The sequence below is a fragment of the Colwellia sp. M166 genome, from assembly GCF_024585285.1.
In the GTDB taxonomy this organism is placed as follows: Bacteria; Pseudomonadota; Gammaproteobacteria; order Enterobacterales; family Alteromonadaceae; genus Cognaticolwellia.
Genome location: NZ_CP040755.1, coordinates 1,325,452 through 1,346,965, shown reverse-complemented (window position 1 = coordinate 1,346,965; position 21,514 = coordinate 1,325,452). Strand labels below are relative to the sequence as shown.

Genomic DNA, 21,514 nt, shown 5'->3' with positions numbered 1-21,514 from the left:
GAATTAAGGCTTATGGCATTGCGATAAAATAAGCTTAACAATGTTTATTTAACTATCTCTATCAGCTTGAACCTCATTATTAGCCTGAAATTATCTCAGCGTTTTTTATTGGCTTTAACTGCTTTTACGGTGTTTGTTTTACACTGTTTTCTTTTTAAATAGGTATATACTTTCTTTCTGAGCGCTCAAACTTGGGCTTATCCTATCGAGAGTTTAATTGTATCGAGGTGTGAATTAAGCGATTTTTTCTTTTTGAATCACTTTGCAGCGCGAAAATGACAATAATTTTAATGCTGTCATGAAACTGTCACAATTATTTATCACAATGTTTGTTATACGATTTTATATTTAGTCATCAGGATGGATACATGAATAGACAAATTTTAGTTGTCGAAGATGAAGCGCCAATAAGAGAAATGATCACCTTTGTTTTAGAACAGAATGGTTTTAACGCCATAGAAGCTGAAACCATAGAGCAAGCGCAAGCAAAAATTAAAGAACCGTATCCTGATTTAATTTTACTTGATTGGATGTTGCCCGGTGGTACTGGTGTAAAGTTAGCAAAATCGTTAAAACAGAATGAATATACCCGTACGATTCCTATTATTATGCTCACGGCTCGAGCTGACGAAGACGATAAAGTGAAAGGCTTTGATGCCGGTATTGATGATTATGTTACTAAACCGTTTTCACCCAAAGAACTCATTGCCCGTATCAAAGCGGTTATTCGACGTGTTGCGCCAACAGCATTGGAAGAGTCAATTGAGTTTCATGGCATTAAGCTCGATCCTGTTGCGCATCGTGTCTCCATTAATGATAAAAGTTTAGATCTTGGCCCTACAGAGTTTCGTTTACTGCATTTTTTCCTTACCCATACCGAGCGTGTTTATAGCCGAGAGCAGCTGCTTGATAATGTTTGGGGAACCAATGTTTATGTTGAAGATAGAACTGTTGATGTTCATATTCGACGTTTACGTAAAGCAATTGCTGGCGAAGGGCATGAAGACTTTATTCAGACGGTAAGAGGCTCTGGTTATCGTTTTTCAGGAAAAACTAAAGATCGTGTGTAATTGTTAACTTAGCATAAATACATGGTTCTATAAGGCCATTTGCAGCAGGCATGATTTTTTTATGCTTGCTAAGCATTTATTAGTACTGTCCAATACTCGCCATATAAGTAAGCTTGGGGTAAAACACAAAAAGCGTGTGTTATTGCTTTTTCACTTTGGCAACACAACGAACAAAATTATTTAATGTTTGAATGTAAATTATTAAAAGTAGAGGTGTTAAACTACATGTTCGAATATTCATTATCCCGAATTCAGGTTAACGACTAATTTATGTATTTTCGTATCTCAGCGAGAAAACTCCTTACCCGTATCACTAGCGTTATTATTGTCAGTGGCTTTATCGGTTATCTTTTTGGTCACACCTTTCTTGTTGTTAGTGCTGTGTCTATTGGCTTACTTGCTTGGCACTACAATCATTTATTTAAATTAATTAATTGGTTATGGCAAGGCAAGTCAATATCGCCACCGCAAGCTAAAGGGATTTGGGGACGAATATATGATGGCCTATATCGACGTATTCGTAAGCAACGTTTAAAGCAAAAGCAACTAAACGAGCGAATTCGAAAATTTCGTGATGGCGCCGAAGCTTTGCCAGACGCAGCATTAGTGCTTTCAACAGAATTGACTATTTTATGGGGTAATAAAAAAGCCTCACAACTTTTAGGTGTACGTTGGCCTAGTGATGTTGGTCAACGTATTGATAATTTGATCCGTTTTCCCGAATTTGCTAAATATGTCAATAGTGGCAATTATGACAGCCCATGTTTAATTATTTCGCCAATAAATAATGAGTTACAGCTTGAATTGCGGATGATGGCATATGGTAGCGACCAAATTTTATTACTTGCTCGTGATATTAGTAAAATACAACGATTAGAGGAAATGCGTCGTGATTTTGTTGCTAATGTTTCGCATGAGTTAAAAACCCCTTTAACTGTCGTGCGGGGTTATGTTGAGATGGTGCAAAGCAGTGGTGCAAGTTTAGAGCCGCACTGGCAAAAAGCGTTCACCACCATAGAAACACAAGTATCACGCATGGACAGACTAGTTGAACAGTTACTGGTGTTATCCAGAATTGAGAATAATGTTGAAGACGACAATCACCAACAAGTTGATTTATCACGCTTAATATTAACAATAGTGGAAGATGTGCAATGGTTGAATCAAGATAAAAATCACACGATTAACGACCATATTTCACCTGAAATAAAAATTAACGGTAATGAGCATGAGTTAAAAAGTGCCTGCATGAACTTAATTTCAAATGCTATTGCTTATACCCCCGCAGGTGGGGTTATTGATGTGATTTTATGTAATGACGGTAATAAAATACGTTTTAGTGTCAAGGATAATGGCCCTGGCATTAAACCTGAGCATGTTAATCGTTTAACTGAGCGCTTCTTCCGTGTTGATATGTCTCGATCACGTAATACTGGTGGCTCAGGGCTAGGCTTAGCGATTGTTAAGCATGTTTTGAACCATCATAATGCTGAACTTGCTATTGAAAGTGAATGGCATAAAGGTAGTGAATTTATTATTTATTTTACTGCCACAATAAATGAATAGATTATTTATGGCGACAGCAGTCGCCATTTAAATGCTCAGCTAACGTCTTAAATACCGTAACCGCCATTAGTCGAATAACGCCTTGCTAGCAAATTTGCATCTTTATTAAAGTATCCAAGTTTAATTGCCGTTTTTTATTTTTCATAGCACGCTGTTTTATGTGAAAACAATGACACTTTTATGATGCCTGTAATATAAGTGTCACAAACTTTACTTATTATTGTCATATTCACTTTATATAGTGTTGGCAAATTAATTACAATTCTCATCGGAGAGTAACATGAGTTTAAAACGTGCATTAGGCGTTATCGGTTTATCAAGTTTTATTAGCTTCTCGGCATTTGCTGTTGATAGCGATTTACCAGAATACAAAAAAGTTAGTGGCGTATCGGGCAATGTTTCATCTGTTGGCTCTGATACCTTAGCTAATATGATGACATTTTGGGCGGAAGAGTTTAAGCGTACTTACCCAAATGTAAATGTACAAATTCAAGCAGCTGGTTCATCGACTGCGCCACCGGCATTAACGGAAGCGACTTCAAACCTTGGCCCTATGAGCCGTAAAATGAAGTCTCGTGAAATTGAAGCTTTTGAAAAACGTTATGGCTATAAACCAACAGCGGTGCGTGTTGCTATTGATGCTTTAGCTGTTTTTGTACATAAAGATAACCCTATAAAAGGTCTTCGTATTGAGCAAGTTGACGCGATATTTTCAAATAACCGCAAATGTGGTGCAGAAAAAGATGTCGACCGTTGGGGGGATTTAGGCTTAACTGGTGATTGGACAGGTAAAGATGTGCAGTTGTACGGTCGTAACTCCGTATCAGGCACTTACGGTTATTTTAAAAAGAAAGCGCTTTGTAAAGGCGATTTTAAAAATAGTGTTAATGAACAACCGGGTTCAGCATCGGTTGTACAATCAGTATCAGCGTCATTAAATGGCATTGGTTACTCCGGTATTGGTTATAAAACTTCGGGCGTTAGAGCACTTCCATTAGCGAAAAAAGGCGATAACTTCGTTGAAGCTAGCATGGAAAATGCCATTTCTAAAAAATACCCTTTATCTCGCTTTTTATATGTCTATGTAAATAAGCACCCAACCAAGCCTTTAGCTCCGATGGAAGCTGAATTTTTGAAAATGGTTTTATCTAAGTCAGGTCAAACGATTGTTGAAAAAGATGGTTATATTCCATTACCTGCGTCAGTTGTCGAAAAAGAATTTAAAAAGTTAGATTTAGCTTTATAAGCTTTAGCTAATAAGTTTTAGTTGCACAATTGCTAAAACCGATAAAAAAGTCCGCATTCAGCAATGAGTGCGGACTTTTATGTTCAGGACGAACGGTATGCTGTGATCACAAGGATGTGAAAGAGCAGCCATGTTCAGGACGAACGGTATGCTGTGATCACAAGGATGTGAAAGAGCAGCCATGTTCAGGACTCTATGTTAAGTAAGCTTCTTAGATATTCTATGTTACGAATATCACATTGCTGTTAATTACCTAGCGAGAAATATCCACCATTAAGTCATCCGCTAAGTTCTCAAGGGCATCAATCATGGCGTCTATATTCTGGTTGTTAGCAGAAACAGTGACTTTAGCTTTAAATAACTCATGACCTGCATGGGGCGCTATTTCTTGCGTACTGACCAGTTTAAGTAAATTACCACCTTGATGATGAATAATTGATGATATTTCTTGTACTATGCCTGCTCTATCGTTTGCCGTGAGCTCTAGAACAAGTACAGCTTCAGGTGCTGACTTATCTTGTTGGGCATGCTCAATCTGCATTTTAAAGCCATCTAATGCAGCAAGCTCATCGGATAATGCGGATAAATTTTCCGGTGCGGTGGCAATTTCAATAACACCAGCAAACAGGCCTGACATTTGATGTAAGCTAGATTTTTGCCAATTACCCTTATGCTTTGTAATTAAGTCGGATAAAACCTCTACTATGCCGGGACGGTCAGCGGTGATAAAAGAAATGATAAGGTGATTCATGATAAGTCCTTTGAAAATAAAAATGAGAAGTGATTGCAGCTTGGTTAATTTTCGGTACGTGTTAACTGCGATAGTTCTTTATGCAGTTGCTCATCGTCGCCTAAATTCAGCTCTATTAAGCGTCGCAATAAACTAACACTGTCGATATCAATGGCATTACATTGCACACCAATTTCGTCACCTTCTTGATGGACAACCGCAATATTCATGATAATTTCACTGTTATTATTATCTAATTGAAATGACAATAAACCAAGTTGTCGTGTCAGTATTAACCCTTTGCAATCCAAATAAAGTAATGCACCATTTAATGAAATATCATGCACTTTTACCTCAAACTGTTCTTCGCTTACAGACAGTTTTGCTTTCATGGAAAAGAGCACGCGAGTAAATTGACGTCGATTTTGCATTGAATTTAATTTTGGCTAAAGTGGTATATTTAGCATAGCTTGCTTTAATATCAAACGCATTAATTAATTCTCGTTAAATGAGCAATAAATTAATTCGCTTGCGATAACAAAAAAGGCAGCTTAATTAATTCATTAAGCTGCCTTTATCTTGTTAGTTACTAAATAGTTAACTGTTGAGTTAGCCTATTTTTTTATATTTTATACGATGTGGTTCAGTTGCAGATGGACCATAAGTTTTTCTCAACCAAGCTTCATAATCAGTGAAATTACCTTCATAGAAATTAATTTGCCCTTCATCGCGGTAATCTAAAATATGGGTGGCAATGCGGTCAAGGAACCAACGGTCATGGGAAATCACCATCGCACAACCTGGGAACTCTAATAACGCTTCTTCAAGTGCGCGTAAGGTTTCAACATCGAGATCATTGGTAGGTTCATCGAGTAATAATACGTTACCACCGGTTTGCACAAGCTTAGCTAAATGTACACGATTACGTTCACCACCAGATAAATCGCCGATGATTTTTTGTTGATCATTACCTTTAAAGTTAAAGCGACTTGCGTAGGCACGACTTGGAATTTCAAAATTACCTATGTTTAAAATTTCATGACCTTGCGAGATCTCTTGGTAGACGGTTTTGCTATCGTCCATGTCATCACGGAACTGATCAACACTGGCAAGCTTAACCGTATCACCAAGTTCTACTGTGCCAGAATCTGGCTGTTCAGCACCAGACATTATTTTGAATAAGGTTGACTTACCGGCACCGTTTGGCCCGATAATGCCGACGATAGCACCTTTAGGGACGCTAAAGCTTAAGTTATCAATCAGCATTCTATCGCCAAATGATTTTGTTAAATTAATAACATCTAACACCTTATCACCGAGACGAGGCCCCGGTGGAATATAAAGTTCGTTAGTTTCGTTACGTTTTTGATGATCTTGGCTATTCAATTCTTCAAAGCGAGCCATACGAGCTTTGCTTTTAGATTGACGTGCTTTCGGATTTGAACGTACCCATTCAAGTTCTTGTTTAATGGTTCTTTGTAAGGCATTTTCACTTTTGCTTTCTTGCTCAAGGCGAGCATTTTTTTGTTCTAACCAAGAAGAATAGTTACCTTCATAAGGAATACCATGACCTCTATCAAGCTCTAAGATCCAGCCGGCAACATTGTCTAAGAAATATCTATCATGGGTGATGGCGACGACAGTACCAGCATAATCATGTAAGAAGCGCTCTAACCAAGCCACAGACTCAGCATCTAAATGGTTAGTTGGCTCATCAAGTAGTAGCATGTCAGGTTTTTGTAATAATAAGCGACAAAGGGCAACGCGACGACGCTCACCACCACTAAGAACAGCAATTTTTTGCTCCCAAGGCGGTAGGCGCAAAGCATCTGCAGCACGCTCTAAAACGTTGTCAATGTTGTGGCCGTCTTGGCTATTAATAATATCTTCAAGTTGACCTTGCTCTTTTGCTAGGGCGTCAAAATCGGCTTCAGGTTCAGCGTATTCAGCATAAACTTGGTCCAAGCGTGCCATGGCATTTTTTACTTCAGAAACCGCTTCTTCCACAATTTCACGGACGGTTTTTTCTTCATCTAATATCGGCTCTTGAGGTAAATAGCCGATATTAATGCCAGCTAATGCTTTTGCTTCGCCTTCAAACTCGGTATCAACACCGGCCATAATACGCAGTAACGTTGATTTACCTGAGCCATTTAAACCTAGTACACCAATTTTTGCACCAGGGAAAAAAGACAGTGAAATATCTTTTAAAATTGTACGCTTAGGAGGAACCACTTTCGAAACGCGGTTCATCGACATGATGAATTTATCAGGTAATGGTTGAGCCATGAAAAACCTTATATTTGGATTGGAAAGACAATAATGGCAATATTTTAGGTTAAAGGGAGAGGGCAAGCAAATGAGATTAAGTTAATTCTATTTTTTTCAGACTGAAATGCTAATAATGATGACTAAAAACATATTCCTGAGGTTTAATTCTGTCGCGACTGTGTGATCTAATGAAAAGGGGGTAAGGGATAATTCGCCAAGCGATGAAAAAATTATGTATTATAAAAGCAATACCAATAACTAATAACTTAAATGCAGACTTTAAATCCTTATTTAGCTCCGATACTTGATGAGCTTGATGATTTCCTGAATTGTTTTTCGCTAAGCAATGAATACCAAATAATCAAACATTTGCAAGTTAAGAAAATTCCGCCTTTTGAACATTTTACCTTAGCTAATAGTAAAGATTTATTTAGTGCTCACTTTCTTTGTATGCATGCGCTTTATCACCTAAAGCGTCAATATCAACGCGGGCAAAAATTTACCCTTAGTATTCAATCGGTACGCGTAGAGAGGATAGTGACAAATATGCCGATAGTTATTAATGATAAATCACAAAGCGTGCTTGAAACAGTCGATCCGCTCGAAAATTATTATTTAGATACTAAACATTATTTTGTCACCCAAGCAGATGAAATAAATGGCCTGTTGAAATCATTTTGGCAAAAATATGCTGCACAAGATCAAAAACAAGAAGCACTTGCAGTTTTAGAACTACCGATAGATGCGGATGCGAAAATGATCAAAACTCAATACTTACGTCTTGCCCAAAAGCATCATCCCGACAAAGGCGGTTGTGCTGATATGTTTACTAGAATTCGTCAAGCGAAAGTCGTGCTGGATAAAATATAGTCACTTTATTTATCTGCTGTAAAGCGTTTTTGATAAGCTAGTATCGATAATTATGTTAGTTTGAGATAGGATTTAATTAGCATATATCTATTGCTAAAACACTATTGCTCTCTAGAGCCGTTATTGCCCAATTTTTAAGATATCTCAGCTTGCTAGTCAATTAAGTAGACGTTATTTCTTCCCATGGACTTTGCTTTATACAAAGCAATATCAGAGCGAGCGTATAGATCTTGAAAACTCGTGTCGGCTGCTTTTAGAACAGAAACACCAAGGCTAATTTTGATGGCTAAGCAAATGTCGTTGGCAATGGATATTGGGTTTTCATCTAATAAATGACGTAGCCTTTCTGCAGTTTTTTGGCTTTCAAGCTTTGAAGTATTTGGTAATAATATGGAAAATTCTTCTCCGCCGATACGAGCAAATATATCTTCGGCTCTGATGGTGGGGGTAATTAACTGGGCAATTTTGACTAAAACTTGATCACCAATAGGGTGGCCGTATTTATCGTTAATTGTTTTAAAGCGGTCAACATCTATCGAGATAACGGCAAGTGCTTGTTGATATCTTTCAGCACGGTTAAACTCACGATTAGCATTATCAAAAAAATACCGTCGGTTGTATAAACCGGTTAATTCATCAATATTAGCCAGTTGTTCAAACTTTTCTTTTAGTTGATATAATTCAGTTACATCGGTAGAAAAACCGATTAAAGTTTTGCAATCATCTTTAAAGTGACAAGGTACTTTAACACTCAGATAATGATGTAGTTTGTTATCCGCTGCTTTTAATGTTTCGTTAATAACAACTTTATCATTACTTTCAAAAGCCAGTTTGTCGGTTTGCCAAAAATGATCGGCATCAGCCTGTGAGATAACATCACTATCACGTTGGCCTATTATTTCTTTGGCCGGACGACCAAAAAGCTTGGCAACACGGTCATTAACATACCTAAAATGACATCTAGTAAATACTTTTGTTCTTGGTTTTCAGCTTCAAGCGCTTTTTTTTCTGTAATATCAACAGATATGCCTGAAATACCGATGACATTGCCGTTGCTATCAAGTAGCGGTTTTTTGATGATTTGATAGGTACTGACTTTACCGGTAGACTTTATAACGTTATTTTCTTCTGATACGAGTGGGACTTTATCACGAATAACTTTTAGATCATTTTGACTTAATTCATTAGAAATATCTAAATCAAAAAAGTGACTATCATCTTTACCAATAACATCTTGCACGGTGGTCTGAAATAATTCTGCTACATCAGCATTAACATAGGTGTACTTTCCTTCGAGGTCTTTGCTGTAAACGTAAGAGCCAATATTATCGAGCACACTCGACAAAACTTGCACTTGCCGTAATAAAGCCTCTACATTATTTTTTTTATCTGACATTTGCTTTCCGGTTACTAGACTTTGGCCTTAATTCATCTATCTTGCATTTAACGCTTAATTTATTCGCTATATTGCAATGATCACTTTTTCATGAAAGCACTTTGCTGTGTATACTTCTTTAATGAATAATGAATAATGAATATCAAATTTATAATACCAAAATGCAAATGTAACCTCCCGTAGAGAAGAATCATAAAATATTATAGATATAAAATAAGAGATTAGTCTTATATTTTACTATTTAGTAACAAATTATAGCAGAGTTTGAAAGTGAGATAATAGATTGCTATGTTGATAGCAATCACACAGTAATTAAAAGTATTCTAAATAAAATGGCATACTTATTAATACTAGCTAATAAATGACTTTATCTTGGTGATACGGTTGAATTCGATACTTGTTCGGTCATACTAACCTTCATGCTTTACTAAAGAGTGTTAGCCCTTTGTCAGATATTACCTTTACTTTAGATAACCAATTTACTAGAACCTTTGCTGCTGATGAAGTTGTGAGTAATTACCCACGACAAGTACAGTCTGCCTATTCTTTTGTTGAGCCTAAAAACACTAAAAATCCGCAGTTAGTTGCTATCAGTAAACATGTGGTAAAACAAATAGGGCTGACGGAGCAGCAGGTAAATTCTGCTGAATTTTTACAACTTTTTTCTGGTAATGGTTTATTGCCTGATATGAAACCATTTGCCATGTGTTATGGCGGTCATCAATTTGGTCACTGGGCTGGCCAATTGGGTGATGGTAGGGCTATTAATCTTGCTGAAGTGATGACCGAAAACTACGGTCATAAAACTTTACAGCTAAAAGGGGCCGGTCCAACGCCTTATTCACGCACAGCTGACGGCCTAGCGGTATTACGTTCTTCAATACGTGAATTTCTTTGTTCTGAAGCTATGTATCATTTAGGGGTGGAAACAACCCGAGCATTGAGCCTCTCACTTACCGGTGATAGTGTTGTCAGAGATATGTTTTATGACGGTCACGCTAAGGCAGAGCCGGGTGCGGTGGTGTGTCGAGTATCGTCATCTTTTATACGGTTTGGTAGTTTTCAATTACCCGCATCACGACAAAATATCAGCTTGTTAACGCAACTGGTTGATTATGTTATTACACGAGACTTTCCACATTTAGGTGCGCCAAGCCCTGCAGTTTATCTTGCCTGGTTTAATGAAGTGTGTGATAGAACTTGTAGCCTAGTTGTTGACTGGATGCGAGTTGGCTTTGTCCACGGTGTAATGAACACTGATAATATGTCTATTATTGGCGAAACTATTGATTACGGACCTTATGGCTGGATTGATAATTTCGATTTAAATTGGACGCCTAATACCACAGATGCTCAAGGTAAACGTTATCGCTTTGGTGCGCAAGGAGAGATGGCACAATGGAATTTATTCCAGCTTGCGAATGCAATCTTTCCGTTAATTAACGATGCAGAGCCACTACAAAAAGCACTTAATAACTTTGCTAAAAATTATCAACAGCAATGGCAATTTATGATGGCAGCTAAACTTGGTCTCGAATTATCTAGTGAACAGGCTAATGAAGATGAACTCAAGCTATTTATTGCTCTTGAAGACGTATTAATGGCTGTTGAAACGGATATGACGATATTTTATCGACGCTTAGCGGATTTACCTAATGATAGGTCTTTATGGCTTAATCACTTGTCTGCCTGCTTTTATAATCAAGATGAAATTAGCTCAGCTTATCAAGCAAGCTTATTTAGATAATTGGACTCCCTCACCCTTAACGAGTGAGGTAATATAAAAGTTACCACACCAATATATTATAAAGAGTCCTGATATGTATCGTACTAGAGTTGGCGTTGATTTAGCAAAGAAAGTTATTCAAGTTTGTATTTATAGAAACAAAAAAGTGCAATCGAATATCGAAATGACACCGGAAGAATTTCTCTCTTGGCTTATCAACAACAAACCCGTCACGATAATATTTGAAGCCTGTAGCACGTCGAATTATTGGAAACAAAAGGCACTTCAAGCAGGACATGATGCACGCTTAATCTCTGCTAAGTTAGTCTCTGTCGTTAGACAAAATCAAAAAACCGACAAAAATGATGCCCTGGCGATTGTCCAAGCGACCTTTATGCCTGATGTCACTTTTATTGGTGGAAAAACCGTAGAACAGCAACAATTGCAGTCGATTAAACGGCTAAGAGAGTTAGCGGTTAAACAACGTGATGCCTCTCAAAAACAAATCATCGCTTTACTTTTTGAATTGAATATAAAGATATCGAAACGTAGAGGTGGAATAATCTCAGCAATCGAAAGCGTTTTAGAAGATGCAACTAATGAATTATCGGCTGAATGTCGAAGAGCCATTTTCTTAGCTAAAGAGCATTTAAATGGGCTGTTCAAAGATGTTAAGCATTATGATGAGTGTATGGAGAAATCTGTTAATACACATCCAGAGTGCAAGAAGCTATTGAGGTTAGAAGGCGTTGGAGCAATGAATGCAATTAACCTTTACATTGCTCTTGGCTGCACAGAGCTCGGCTGCTTCAGTAAAGGTAAAGATGCATCTGCCTGTATCGGGTTAACACCAATCCAGCATTCATCCGGCGGTTTTGTAAAACTTGGCTCTATAGGTAAATTTACTAAGAATAGTCGCTTAAGAAGTCAATTAATCTGTGGGGCAACCGCAGCAGTTCAACATGCCATGAAACGACAAGCTAAAACAAAAAAAGATGCGTGGATACAGGGCTTAGTTGAGCGCAGAGGTAAAAAGTGTGCGGCAGTCGCACTGGCGAATAAAACCGTTAGAACGGCGTTCGCTATGCTGACACAAGGTACAGAATACAAAGCTGAGTTACTCGCAGCCTAAAAAGAGTTCACACAACAAAAATGCACTAACGAAGATAAAAATCAACTGGTTTAGTCAGTAGCCAACTAAGAGCCTAGCGCTCGCTTTATAGATTTGACAACCAGTTCGCGTAAATATCAAAGAGCCTGAGATAGCCTCTCACTAGAGAGCTCGTACATAAGTATGCATTAATTTCTTTGTTTCAGTATTTTTTTGTTGTTGACAAGAGGGAGTCCACATAAGTTGGCTGGAACGTTATATTGCTTTGCGTGACTTGAGCAATAAAAGCAGACAAGCCATTAGTCAGAAAATGAATGCGACTAATCCTAAGTATGTATTACGCAATTATTTAGCTCAACAGGCAATCGAATTAGCTGAGCAACAGGATTACGCTTTACTTCATCAATTACAGCAAGTGTTATCTAAGCCCTACGATGAGCAACCTGAGTTTGAACACTTTGCTGGAAAGCGCCCCATATGGGCGAAAGATAAAGCTGGGTGTTCAATGTTGTCTTGTAGCTCTTAAAGCTTTGTTGTTAAAGCTGCTGGTGTTTTCGGCGATATTGTAGCGCAAGCACCTTAATAATATCACGCCAAGTAATAATGCCTATAGGTCGCTTGTGTTCGTCGATAATAGGCAGACAAGATATATTGTGATCATAAAATAGTAATACCGCTTCATTGATCGTGACATCTTCTGTGGCAGTGATCAGATCTCTAGCCATGATCAAATGTACTTTTTTATTCAATATAAAACTATCTTGTGAGGTTTCATTACGAGTACCTACCGTCGGACTTAAGTTCTGCCATAAGTCACTGTCGGTAATAACACCTGCTAATGTTGCTTCATCTTTGATTAAAATATGATGAATATTATGCAGTTCAAATAAATCTTTAGCACTTTCTAAAGTGTTGTCTAGACCTAAAGTAATTAGATTTCGGCGCATAATTTGGCTAATGGCCATATTATTATCCTTTTCCAATAAAGCATTGTTAACTAGTCAATAAATCATAATACAAGCTAAGTGCATCAGCAACAATAGTACTATTATATTAATGATTCACTTTAATTACTCACTTTAATTACTCAGCACTAAAAAAATATGTAATAAGCTTGAGAGAATGTTGTCACTTGAGATAAAAGTACCTTGTCACAAAACTGTCATACAACTGTCTTATAATCACTGCAGTTATAAAAATTATCATAGTTAAAGGTATTTCTAAGTGACCATTGCTTCTAAATCAGCAAACTCTAGAAAGGTAAAAAATTCATTAGCAAAATGGATGATAACACTAGGCGGTATTAGTGTTTTATTTACCTTGGTATTAATATTCATGTATTTACTTTACGTGATCAAACCTATTTTTGAATCGGCAAAAGTTGATGCTAAGGCGCAGTTTGTCATCAAAGAAGAACATAAAGTGCTGGCAACCGGCATTGATGAATTAAAGGAAGTTGCTTATAGCATAACTGAACAAGGCTATATTGATTTTTATCAATTAGTTGATGGCGGTGGCTATAAAGCGGGTGAAAAGATACTTTCACAACCGCTGGTTGCCGATGGCGAAAGTTTAGCGCAGCTGATCAATATTGGCCAAGAGCAGAAGCTATTGCTTGATAGTGCAGGCAATGTACAGTTGGTTGTACCGCACTTCTCCGCTAATTTTGATAGCGGTGAGAGGGTGATTATACCGAGTGTGCGTTATCCGTTAGGTGAAGCATATTTACCGGTCGATGAAAACAATGCAGCACTGACTAAACTCTCTTTTGCTATGGACGATGAAAAAGCTATTTTTGTTGGTTTTACTGAAGACAAGCGTTTGATTAAAACCACACTATTAGCTGAAGACGATTTTAGTTACGACATTGCTTATGAAGTGCAATATCAAGAAATTGATTATACCGCCAAGCGTATTGATGATATTTTGGTGACACCTGATTTAGCTATGGTGTTTGTACGCGAAAGCGATCAAGTTGCCGTGTTTTCACTCGACGAAGATAGCGAGCTAAAAGCCACTATTATTCCGCAATTAGCGCAAAACAAGTCGACGCCAAATCATATTACCGCGATGGCATTATTATCTGGTGGTAGTTCAATTTTATTGGGCGATGATAGTGGTACGGTGAGTCAGTGGTTTGAAGTAGCAACGGAGCAAGGGCGAGAATTTAAAAAAGTTCGCAGCTTTAATGTCAGTGACAGTGAGCCGGTTGTGGCTATTTATACCGAGCAATTTCGTAAAAGCTTTTATACTGAAACACCTTCTGGTGAAATGGGCATGTTCTATACCACCAGTGAAGCAGACTTATGGCGTGGTCAATTACATCAAGGCAATGCTCAAGCATTCGCCATTGCCCCTCGTGCTGATGGCCTAGTTATATTTTCAGAAAATGAACTTGCTATTTTCGCGGTAGAAAACGAGCATCCAGAAGTTACTTGGCAAGCACTTTGGCAAGAAGTTTGGTATGAAGGTTATCCTGAACCTGAGTTTATTTGGCAGTCAACCTCAGGGTCTGATGATTTTGAAGCGAAATTTTCTTTAGTACCGATTTCTTTTGGCACCATAAAAGCCGCTATGTACGCGATGATGTTCGCGGTGCCTATTGCCTTAACCGCGGCAATTTATACCGCTTACTTTATGACGCCGGGTATGCGCAGAAAAGTTAAACCAACCATTGAAATGATGGAAGCATTACCTACAGTTATTCTAGGCTTCTTGGCCGGTCTTTGGTTAGCTCCGATCATTGAAATTTACTTACCGGCGATATGCCTTTTGTTAGTGTTTATTCCATCCTCAGTATTTATTACTGCATTTGCTTGGCACAAATTACCACGAGCCTATAAAACACTTATTCCGGAAACGTGGGCACCAATAATCTTAATTCCTGCTATTTTATTGGCAGCTTATGCAGCTTTCGCGTTGTCGCCGGTATTGGAATTGCACTTTTTTGGTGGTGATATTCGCCAGTTTATTACTAATGATCTAGCTATCGACTTTGACCAAAGAAATGCCTTAGTGGTTGGTATTGCTATGGGGTTTGCGGTTATTCCGACCATTTTCTCAATGGCTGAAGATGCTATTTTTAGTGTCCCTAAGCATTTAACCAGTGGCTCATTAGCACTAGGCGCTACGCAATGGCAAACCTTAATTAAAGTGGTACTACTAACCGCCAGCCCAGGAATATTCTCTGCGGTTATGATGGGCTTAGGTCGTGCTGTGGGAGAAACCATGATTGTGTTAATGGCGACAGGTAATACACCAATTCTAGATTGGAGTATTTTTCAAGGCATGAGAACGCTAGCAGCGAATATTGCGGTTGAAATGCCAGAGTCAGAAGTAGGTAGCTCGCATTACCGTATATTGTTCTTAGCAGCATTTGTTTTATTTGTTTTTACCTTTGTATTTAACACGCTTGCTGAGTTTATACGTCAGCGTTTGCGTGAAAAATATAGTTCATTGTAAGGAAGGCACAGTAGCATGAATAATTGGTTTAAGTCTGGCTCTCCTTGGGTGTGGTTGTCAGCAGGTGGTGTTAGTATCAGCCTGATATCAGTGGTAGGTTTACTTTGGTTAATCGCCTCACGTGGTTTAAGTTATTTTTGGCCGGCAGATATATATCAGTTCGAAATGACCGATGAAAAAGGTAAAAACTTAACGGTTATTGGTGAAATCTATGACCGAGAAAGTATACCGGTATCACAGTTGGTGCATCTCGATCTCGATCTTGATAAGTCAGCTGAAACACTTGAGCGTTTATTAATTAAAACCGGTAACCGAGAATTAGTCAGTTTAGATTTTCGCTGGATTTTGGTGCCGCAAATTAATAAAACTTCATTGCCGGAAGAGCTTGTAGTGATTGAGCGCCGCACCAACGGTAACTTCTACGGCTACATCGAAGCGATCATTCTCGATGGTCAAGTGGTTGAACAAAGCCAAATGGCAGAGTTAGTTACTCGGGTAAGTGACTTTCAAGCAGAAATTGAAGCACTGCAAAAATCTGACATTGGTGCGATTAATTATCAAATTGAACGCACACGTTTAAAAGAGCGTAAACATAAACTTGATGACACGCTTACCCCACAGTTAGCAGGAGAATTTAAAGCCAAAGTTGCTGGCTTACGAGCTGAATACGAAGTGCTAGAACGTAAATTGATGAGCTTACGTGAAAAAATTTCTCGTGATCAGATAGTAATGCGTGCCATGGACGGGCAAAAAGTTACTATTAATTTTGAAGACGTCTTACACGTTACCTTTAATAATAAGTTAAGTGTTTTCGAAAAAATTAAATTATTTTTCAGTCAGATAGTCGCATTTGTTACTGATGATCCACGAGAAGCCAACACCGAAGGTGGTGTATTCCCTGCTATCTTTGGTACGGTGTTAATGGTGTTATTAATGACCGTTATTGTCTCGCCACTGGGTGTGGTTGCTGCGATATATTTACATGAATATGCGGGTAATAATACGCTCACAAAACTGTTGCGTATTGCGGTGATTAATCTTGCCGGTGTACCGTCGATTGTTTACGGTGTCTTTGGTTTAGGTTTCTTTGTTTATATGGTGGGGGGGAGCTTAGATCAATTATTTTATGCCGAAACATTACCTAGCCCAACGTTTGGTACACCAGGTGTTATGTGGTCAGCGATTACCTTAGCTATCTTAACTTTACCGGTGGTGATTGTATCCACGGAAGAAGGGCTATCACGTATTCCTTCAGCAATGCGACACGGTAGTTTGGCATTGGGCGCAACTAAGGCTGAAACCTTATGGCGTATTATTTTACCTATTGCTAGCCCTGCTATTATGACCGGTATTATTTTGGCGATAGCACGTGCTGCCGGTGAAGTTGCTCCATTAATGTTAGTTGGGGTGGTGAAAATGGCGCCTAATTTGCCGCTTGATGGTAACTTCCCATTCTTACATTTAGACCGTAAATTTATGCACTTAGGTTTTCATATTTATGACGTTGGTTTCCAAAGTCCGAATGTTGAAGCGGCAAGACCGTTAGTTTATGCCACGGCATTATTACTCGTCACTATTATTGTCGCTCTGAATATGACTGCCGTATCGATTCGTAATCGCTTACGGGAAAAATATCGCATGCTAGAGCACTAAACTAATCTGATAAAACGAACTGTTTAGCAATAATTTAAAGATGAACGGGAAGTAATTCCCCTCTATTGAATAAGATTTAAAGAGAATACTATGATTTCTGTTACGCCAAAAAATTTATCAGAACACAATATTAAGCTCGATCTTAATAATCTTTCGCCAGAACAAGTGGCGTTGGAAATTAAGAACTTAGACTTGTATTATGGTGACAAGCAGGCCTTACAAGACATTTCAATGTTGATCCCTAAGGGCCAAGTAACGGCCTTTATCGGGCCAAGTGGTTGTGGTAAATCAACACTATTACGTTGTATTAACCGGATGAACGATTTAGTTGATATTTGTAAGATTAAAGGTCAAATAAACCTCAACGGTGAAAATATTTACGATCGCCATACTGATGTTGCGGCTTTACGCCGTAAAGTGGGCATGGTGTTTCAACGACCGAATCCTTTTCCTAAGTCGATTTATGAAAATGTGGTTTATGGTTTACGTATTACCGGTGAAAATAATCGTCGCGTGTTGGATGAAGCAGTAGAAACGTCTTTACGTAGCGCCGCGTTATGGAATGAAGTTAAAGATAGGTTACATGAAAGTGCTTTAGGGCTTTCAGGTGGTCAGCAGCAGCGCTTAGTGATAGCGCGTGCGATCGCTATTCAACCAGAAGTGTTATTATTAGATGAACCTACTTCAGCTTTGGATCCTATTTCAACGTTAACTATCGAAGAGCTAATTAATGATTTAAAGAAACAATTTACCGTGGTTATTGTTACCCATAATATGCAACAAGCGGCACGTGTTTCCGACCAAACGGCGTTTATGTATATGGGGGATCTTATCGAGTATAGCGATACCAATACCTTGTTCACAACACCGACAAAGAAGAAAACCGAAGATTATATAACCGGCCGTTACGGTTAGACAATATTGACCATAAATAGAGGATTTTACTGTGGATAATTTAAACATTGGTCGTCATATTTCTGGCCAATTTAATGAAGACTTAGAGCGTATTATTAACCATGTCATGCACATGGGCGGTTTAGTGGAGAAACAACTGACTGACGCCCTGACATCGGTTTGCGATGCCGATGAGGCGTTAGCAAAAAAAGTACTACATAACGACTTTCTTATTAACAATGCAGAAGTCAGCATAGATGATGAGTGTACGCGTATTATTGCTAAGCGCCAGCCAGCAGCGGGGGATTTACGTTTAGTAATGGCAATTGTTAAAACCATTACTGACTTAGAGCGCATTGGTGATGAGGCGGGTAAAATTGCTAATGTGACATTAGAAAGCTTATCGAGTGAACATAAAGATTTATTGTCTAATCTAGATAACTTAGGGCGTCATGTGTTGACATTCCTACAAGCAACCTTAGATGCTTTTACTCGGATGGATTTTGATGCCGCCGTTAGAGTGCATAAAAGTGATGACAAAATTGATCGTGAATATGAAGCGCTAATGCGTCAATTAATGACCTATATGATGGAAGACCCACGCTCAATTCCACAAATAATGAGTGTTATTTGGTCGGCACGTGCCCTAGAGCGTATCGGTGACCGCTGCCAAAATATTTGTGAATACATTATATATTTTGTTAAAGGTAAAGTCGTTCGTCATACGACACCTGAAGATTTTGAATCATTATCTTAAAACGATAACGGTTGATTGAGTAAAATTAAAAGTGTGCAAGTAACTTGGTTTAAGATTAAGTAAAGTGTAAATATAAACAGTGGCTATAGTTGATAACCACTGTTTAATTTCATAATTATCTAAACCTGCACAACAACAATGTTAAGCTTAATTAAATAATATATAAGCTTTTTTCACTAAGTTTTTTATTAATTAAAGACTAAGTTTCTATTTGTACTATAAGTTTATTATTGACTCAATTGCCCATTGCACAATAAATAGGGTATATACTTTTAAGTGAACTTATAATAACTAATCATTCTATAAACAGCCGTTATCTTGTTATAAAGCCTTTGAATTAACTTTCAAATGCTTTAATATCCGCGGCGAATGAAAAACAAAGAGCAAAGGCTCCTGGAAATTAATTATGGCCAGAAATTCTATACTTGGCATATTTGCAAAATCGCCAATTAAACCCATAGAACAACATATTCGAATTGTACATAAATGCAGCCGACAACTTGTGCCTTTTTTCGCAGCCGCGACCGAGGAAGATTGGACTAAAGCAGGAAAAATTCGTAATAAAATATCTAAACTAGAACGTGAAGCTGATGATTTAAAACGTCAAATTCGTTTAGAGCTTCCTGGCGGTTTGTTTATGCCCGTCGACCGTGCTGATTTATTAGAGTTATTAACTCAACAAGATAAAATTGCCAATCGCGCTAAAGATATCGCTGGGCGAATATTCGGCAGAAAATTAACCATTCCCACCGAATTACAAGCACAGTTTATTGCCTATGTGGCTCGTAGTGTCGATGCTGCTGAAAAAGCTGCCGATGCCATTAATGAATTAGATGACTTATTAGAAACCGGTTTTCGTGGTCGTGAAGTCGACTTGGTCACAAAAATGATCAGCCAGCTTGATGAAATTGAAGATGATACCGACGGTATGCAAATTGAGTTACGTAAGAACTTATTAGCAATTGAAAAAGATTTAAATTGTGTTGATGTAATGTTTTTATACCAAATTATTGATTGGGTTGGTGATTTAGCTGATCTTGCTGAACGTGTAGGTGCACGTTTAGAAATTCTTTTAGCTAGAAAATAAGGCTTACTCATGGATATTCTACTTTCGCATGGCTCTACGCTAGTCATGATTGCCGCTGTTGTTGGTTTTTTTATGGCCTGGGGCATAGGAGCCAACGATGTTGCTAATGCAATGGGTACATCGGTTGGTTCAAAAGCGTTAACAATAAAACAAGCCATTATTATCGCGATGGTGTTCGAATTTGCTGGTGCTTACTTAGCCGGTGGTGAGGTGACTTCAACGATACGTAAAGGCATTATTGACCCATCACTATTTATCGATATTCCAGAACTTTTAGTTTTTGGTATGATTTCCGCTTTATTTGCTGCTGCAACTTGGTTGCTAGTCGCTTCAATTTTAGGCTGGCCAGTATCAACAACACATTCAATTGTCGGTGCTATTATTGGTTTTGCTGCTATTGGTGTAAGTCCAGATACCGTGGCTTGGGGAAAAGTAGGTGGTATCGTTGGTAGTTGGATTATTACGCCGTTAATTTCTGGTGTTATTGCCTTTATTATTTTTAATAGCGCACAAAAACTTATTTTTGATGCTGAGAAACCGTTAGAACAAGCCAAGCGCTATGTACCATTTTATATGTTTTTAGCCGGCTTTGTTTTATCCTTGGTAACGATTAAAAAGGGCTTGAAACATATTGGATTAGACAATATTAATCTCGGCTTTTATAACTTCGAAATTGGTGGTGCTGGCGGATATTACTTAGCTATTATTGTTGCTGTGGTTGTTGCTGTGGTTGGTAAATACTTTATTAGTCGCCTTAAATTTGACGAAAAAGCTGATAAAACGACACATTATGCCAACGTTGAAAAAGTGTTTGCTGTTTTGATGGTAGTAACGGCTTGTTGTATGGCCTTTGCTCATGGCTCAAATGATGTTGCCAATGCTATTGGACCATTAGCGGCAGTGGTGAGTATTGTTGATAACGGTGGTGAAATTGCGAAGAAATCTGCATTAGTTTGGTGGATTTTACCACTAGGTGGTTTAGGTATTGTTGCTGGTCTTGCTTTATTTGGACATCGTGTTATCGCTACGATAGGTAATGGTATTACACACTTAACACCTAGCAGAGGTTTTGCTGCTGAGTTAGCGGCTGCCTGTACGGTAGTGATTGCTTCTGGGGCTGGCTTACCTATTTCAACAACACAAACCTTAGTTGGCGCTGTATTGGGCGTAGGAATGGCACGTGGTATTGCTGCTATTAACTTAGGTGTTGTGCGCAACATTGTTATTTCTTGGGTGATTACTTTACCGATAGGTGCAGGACTTTCTATTATCTTCTTCTGGTTAATGAAGTCGATATTTAGTTAATAAAACACCTGCAAATACAAAATTAAGCCAGTAATTATACTGGCTTTTTTATATGCGATTTTTGCCCAAACACGCTATTTTTGTTGGTTTTTTATGCTAACGATGATAATTATCAATGCAGGTAAAGAAAATGGCTTGCGAGTGAGATTAATTCACTATATTATGTCGCCTCTTTCGCAGCGAATGTAATATTTATATTGTTGTTCTAATGAAAGACAGTGCCTTGATAGCTCAGTCGGTAGAGCAGAGGATTGAAAATCCTCGTGTCCCTGGTTCGATTCCGGGTCAAGGCACCATATTTTATTTGTGATAAAAATCTAAAGCCTTAGCAATAATATTGTTAAGGCTTTTTTGTTGTCTGAATTTTACT

At 38.2% G+C, this 21,514-nt stretch carries 19 protein-coding genes and 1 tRNA gene; 14 read left to right on the top strand and 6 right to left on the bottom strand.

Annotation, left to right across the window (positions count from 1 at the left end; genetic code table 11):
* Positions 1-368: 368 nt before the first annotated feature.
* The 3 genes from phoB to FGD67_RS06035 all read left to right on the top strand — a co-directional run bounded on the left by phoB (position 369) and on the right by FGD67_RS06035 (position 3,882).
* The gene (phoB, locus tag FGD67_RS06045) at positions 369-1,070 is read left to right on the top strand and encodes a phosphate regulon transcriptional regulator PhoB (RefSeq protein ID WP_257174147.1); all 702 of its coding nucleotides are present in this window, start codon (positions 369-371) and stop codon (positions 1,068-1,070) included.
* 270 nt (positions 1,071-1,340) lie between these two features.
* A complete protein-coding gene (gene phoR / locus FGD67_RS06040) occupies positions 1,341-2,636 on the top strand; it encodes a phosphate regulon sensor histidine kinase PhoR (RefSeq protein WP_257174146.1) in 1,296 nt (431 codons plus the stop codon).
* A gap of 280 nt (positions 2,637-2,916) precedes the next feature.
* Positions 2,917-3,882 (top strand): PstS family phosphate ABC transporter substrate-binding protein, encoded by a 966-nt coding sequence (locus tag FGD67_RS06035; RefSeq protein ID WP_257174145.1) that lies wholly within the window; start codon positions 2,917-2,919, stop codon positions 3,880-3,882.
* Between the two features lie 253 nt (positions 3,883-4,135).
* On the opposite strand, the gene FGD67_RS06030 is transcribed toward FGD67_RS06035, so the two are convergent.
* The 3 genes from FGD67_RS06030 to ettA all read right to left on the bottom strand — a co-directional run bounded on the left by FGD67_RS06030 (position 4,136) and on the right by ettA (position 6,901).
* The gene (locus FGD67_RS06030; RefSeq protein WP_257174144.1) at positions 4,136-4,633 is read right to left on the bottom strand and encodes a glycine cleavage system protein R; all 498 of its coding nucleotides are present in this window, start codon (positions 4,631-4,633) and stop codon (positions 4,136-4,138) included.
* Positions 4,634-4,677: 44 nt separating this feature from the next.
* Positions 4,678-5,043: a PilZ domain-containing protein gene (locus FGD67_RS06025; RefSeq protein WP_257174143.1), complete on the bottom strand. Its 366-nt coding sequence runs from the start codon at positions 5,041-5,043 to the stop codon at positions 4,678-4,680.
* A gap of 178 nt (positions 5,044-5,221) precedes the next feature.
* A complete protein-coding gene (gene ettA / locus FGD67_RS06020) occupies positions 5,222-6,901 on the bottom strand; it encodes an energy-dependent translational throttle protein EttA (protein ID WP_257174142.1) in 1,680 nt (559 codons plus the stop codon).
* Between the two features lie 252 nt (positions 6,902-7,153).
* Between ettA and FGD67_RS06015 the strand changes: the two genes are divergently transcribed.
* Positions 7,154-7,753, top strand: a complete 600-nt coding sequence (locus FGD67_RS06015) for a DNA-J related domain-containing protein (RefSeq protein ID WP_257174141.1) — start codon at positions 7,154-7,156, stop codon at positions 7,751-7,753.
* A 152-nt stretch (positions 7,754-7,905) separates the two neighbouring features.
* Here the strand turns inward: FGD67_RS06015 and FGD67_RS21885 are convergent, their stop codons facing one another.
* Positions 7,906-8,649: a GGDEF domain-containing protein gene (locus tag FGD67_RS21885; RefSeq protein ID WP_373567877.1), complete on the bottom strand. Its 744-nt coding sequence runs from the start codon at positions 8,647-8,649 to the stop codon at positions 7,906-7,908.
* Positions 8,649-9,149, bottom strand: a complete 501-nt coding sequence (locus FGD67_RS06010) for a PAS domain-containing protein (RefSeq protein WP_257174140.1) — start codon at positions 9,147-9,149, stop codon at positions 8,649-8,651. The genes FGD67_RS21885 and FGD67_RS06010 overlap by 1 nt, the downstream gene beginning before the upstream one ends.
* 445 nt (positions 9,150-9,594) lie before the next feature.
* On the opposite strand from FGD67_RS06010, the gene FGD67_RS06005 reads away from it, so the two are divergent.
* The 3 genes from FGD67_RS06005 (at position 9,595) to FGD67_RS05995 (ending at position 12,512) form a co-directional block, all read left to right on the top strand.
* On the top strand, positions 9,595-10,896 hold the full coding sequence (locus tag FGD67_RS06005; protein WP_257174139.1) for a YdiU family protein: 1,302 nt from the start codon (positions 9,595-9,597) through the stop codon (positions 10,894-10,896).
* Positions 10,897-10,969: 73 nt separating this feature from the next.
* Positions 10,970-12,007, top strand: coding sequence for an IS110 family transposase (locus FGD67_RS06000; protein ID WP_257174138.1), 1,038 nt, complete (start codon positions 10,970-10,972; stop codon positions 12,005-12,007).
* Positions 12,008-12,260: 253 nt separating this feature from the next.
* Positions 12,261-12,512, top strand: coding sequence for a hypothetical protein (locus tag FGD67_RS05995; protein ID WP_373567850.1), 252 nt, complete (start codon positions 12,261-12,263; stop codon positions 12,510-12,512).
* 10 nt (positions 12,513-12,522) lie between these two features.
* Here FGD67_RS05995 and FGD67_RS05990 read toward each other — a convergent pair whose 3' ends face one another.
* A complete protein-coding gene (locus FGD67_RS05990; RefSeq protein ID WP_257174137.1) occupies positions 12,523-12,951 on the bottom strand; it encodes a CBS domain-containing protein in 429 nt (142 codons plus the stop codon).
* 319 nt (positions 12,952-13,270) lie between these two features.
* On the opposite strand from FGD67_RS05990, the gene FGD67_RS05985 reads away from it, so the two are divergent.
* The 7 genes from FGD67_RS05985 to FGD67_RS05955 all read left to right on the top strand — a co-directional run bounded on the left by FGD67_RS05985 (position 13,271) and on the right by FGD67_RS05955 (position 21,440).
* Positions 13,271-15,448 (top strand): ABC transporter permease subunit, encoded by a 2,178-nt coding sequence (locus FGD67_RS05985; protein ID WP_257175079.1) that lies wholly within the window; start codon positions 13,271-13,273, stop codon positions 15,446-15,448.
* Positions 15,449-15,463: 15 nt separating this feature from the next.
* Positions 15,464-17,101, top strand: coding sequence for a phosphate ABC transporter permease PstA (pstA, locus tag FGD67_RS05980; RefSeq protein WP_257174136.1), 1,638 nt, complete (start codon positions 15,464-15,466; stop codon positions 17,099-17,101).
* Between the two features lie 90 nt (positions 17,102-17,191).
* Positions 17,192-18,016: a phosphate ABC transporter ATP-binding protein PstB gene (gene pstB, locus FGD67_RS05975; RefSeq protein WP_257174135.1), complete on the top strand. Its 825-nt coding sequence runs from the start codon at positions 17,192-17,194 to the stop codon at positions 18,014-18,016.
* 31 nt (positions 18,017-18,047) lie between these two features.
* Entirely contained in the window at positions 18,048-18,752 is a 705-nt protein-coding gene (gene phoU / locus FGD67_RS05970; RefSeq protein WP_257174134.1) for a phosphate signaling complex protein PhoU, read from the top strand.
* Between the two features lie 406 nt (positions 18,753-19,158).
* Positions 19,159-19,839, top strand: a complete 681-nt coding sequence (locus FGD67_RS05965; RefSeq protein WP_257174133.1) for a TIGR00153 family protein — start codon at positions 19,159-19,161, stop codon at positions 19,837-19,839.
* Between the two features lie 9 nt (positions 19,840-19,848).
* A complete protein-coding gene (locus FGD67_RS05960) occupies positions 19,849-21,144 on the top strand; it encodes an inorganic phosphate transporter (protein ID WP_257174132.1) in 1,296 nt (431 codons plus the stop codon).
* 220 nt (positions 21,145-21,364) lie between these two features.
* Positions 21,365-21,440 (top strand) — tRNA-Phe (locus FGD67_RS05955).
* Positions 21,441-21,514 lie beyond the last annotated feature (74 nt).

Bases quoted from the DNA above. Each gene is read 5' to 3' on its own strand.
- phoB (WP_257174147.1), top strand. From the start codon at position 369: ATGAATAGACAAATTTTAGTTGTCGAAGATGAAGCGCCAATAAGAGAA.
- phoR (WP_257174146.1), top strand. From the start codon at position 1,341: ATGTATTTTCGTATCTCAGCGAGAAAACTCCTTACCCGTATCACTAGC.
- FGD67_RS06035 (WP_257174145.1), top strand. From the start codon at position 2,917: ATGAGTTTAAAACGTGCATTAGGCGTTATCGGTTTATCAAGTTTTATT.
- FGD67_RS06030 (WP_257174144.1), bottom strand. From the start codon at position 4,633: ATGAATCACCTTATCATTTCTTTTATCACCGCTGACCGTCCCGGCATA.
- FGD67_RS06025 (WP_257174143.1), bottom strand. From the start codon at position 5,043: ATGCAAAATCGACGTCAATTTACTCGCGTGCTCTTTTCCATGAAAGCA.
- ettA (WP_257174142.1), bottom strand. From the start codon at position 6,901: ATGGCTCAACCATTACCTGATAAATTCATCATGTCGATGAACCGCGTT.
- FGD67_RS06015 (WP_257174141.1), top strand. From the start codon at position 7,154: ATGCAGACTTTAAATCCTTATTTAGCTCCGATACTTGATGAGCTTGAT.
- FGD67_RS06010 (WP_257174140.1), bottom strand. From the start codon at position 9,149: ATGTCAGATAAAAAAAATAATGTAGAGGCTTTATTACGGCAAGTGCAA.
- FGD67_RS06000 (WP_257174138.1), top strand. From the start codon at position 10,970: ATGTATCGTACTAGAGTTGGCGTTGATTTAGCAAAGAAAGTTATTCAA.
- FGD67_RS05990 (WP_257174137.1), bottom strand. From the start codon at position 12,951: ATGGCCATTAGCCAAATTATGCGCCGAAATCTAATTACTTTAGGTCTA.
- FGD67_RS05985 (WP_257175079.1), top strand. From the start codon at position 13,271: ATGATAACACTAGGCGGTATTAGTGTTTTATTTACCTTGGTATTAATA.
- pstA (WP_257174136.1), top strand. From the start codon at position 15,464: ATGAATAATTGGTTTAAGTCTGGCTCTCCTTGGGTGTGGTTGTCAGCA.
- pstB (WP_257174135.1), top strand. From the start codon at position 17,192: ATGATTTCTGTTACGCCAAAAAATTTATCAGAACACAATATTAAGCTC.
- FGD67_RS05965 (WP_257174133.1), top strand. From the start codon at position 19,159: ATGGCCAGAAATTCTATACTTGGCATATTTGCAAAATCGCCAATTAAA.
- FGD67_RS05960 (WP_257174132.1), top strand. From the start codon at position 19,849: ATGGATATTCTACTTTCGCATGGCTCTACGCTAGTCATGATTGCCGCT.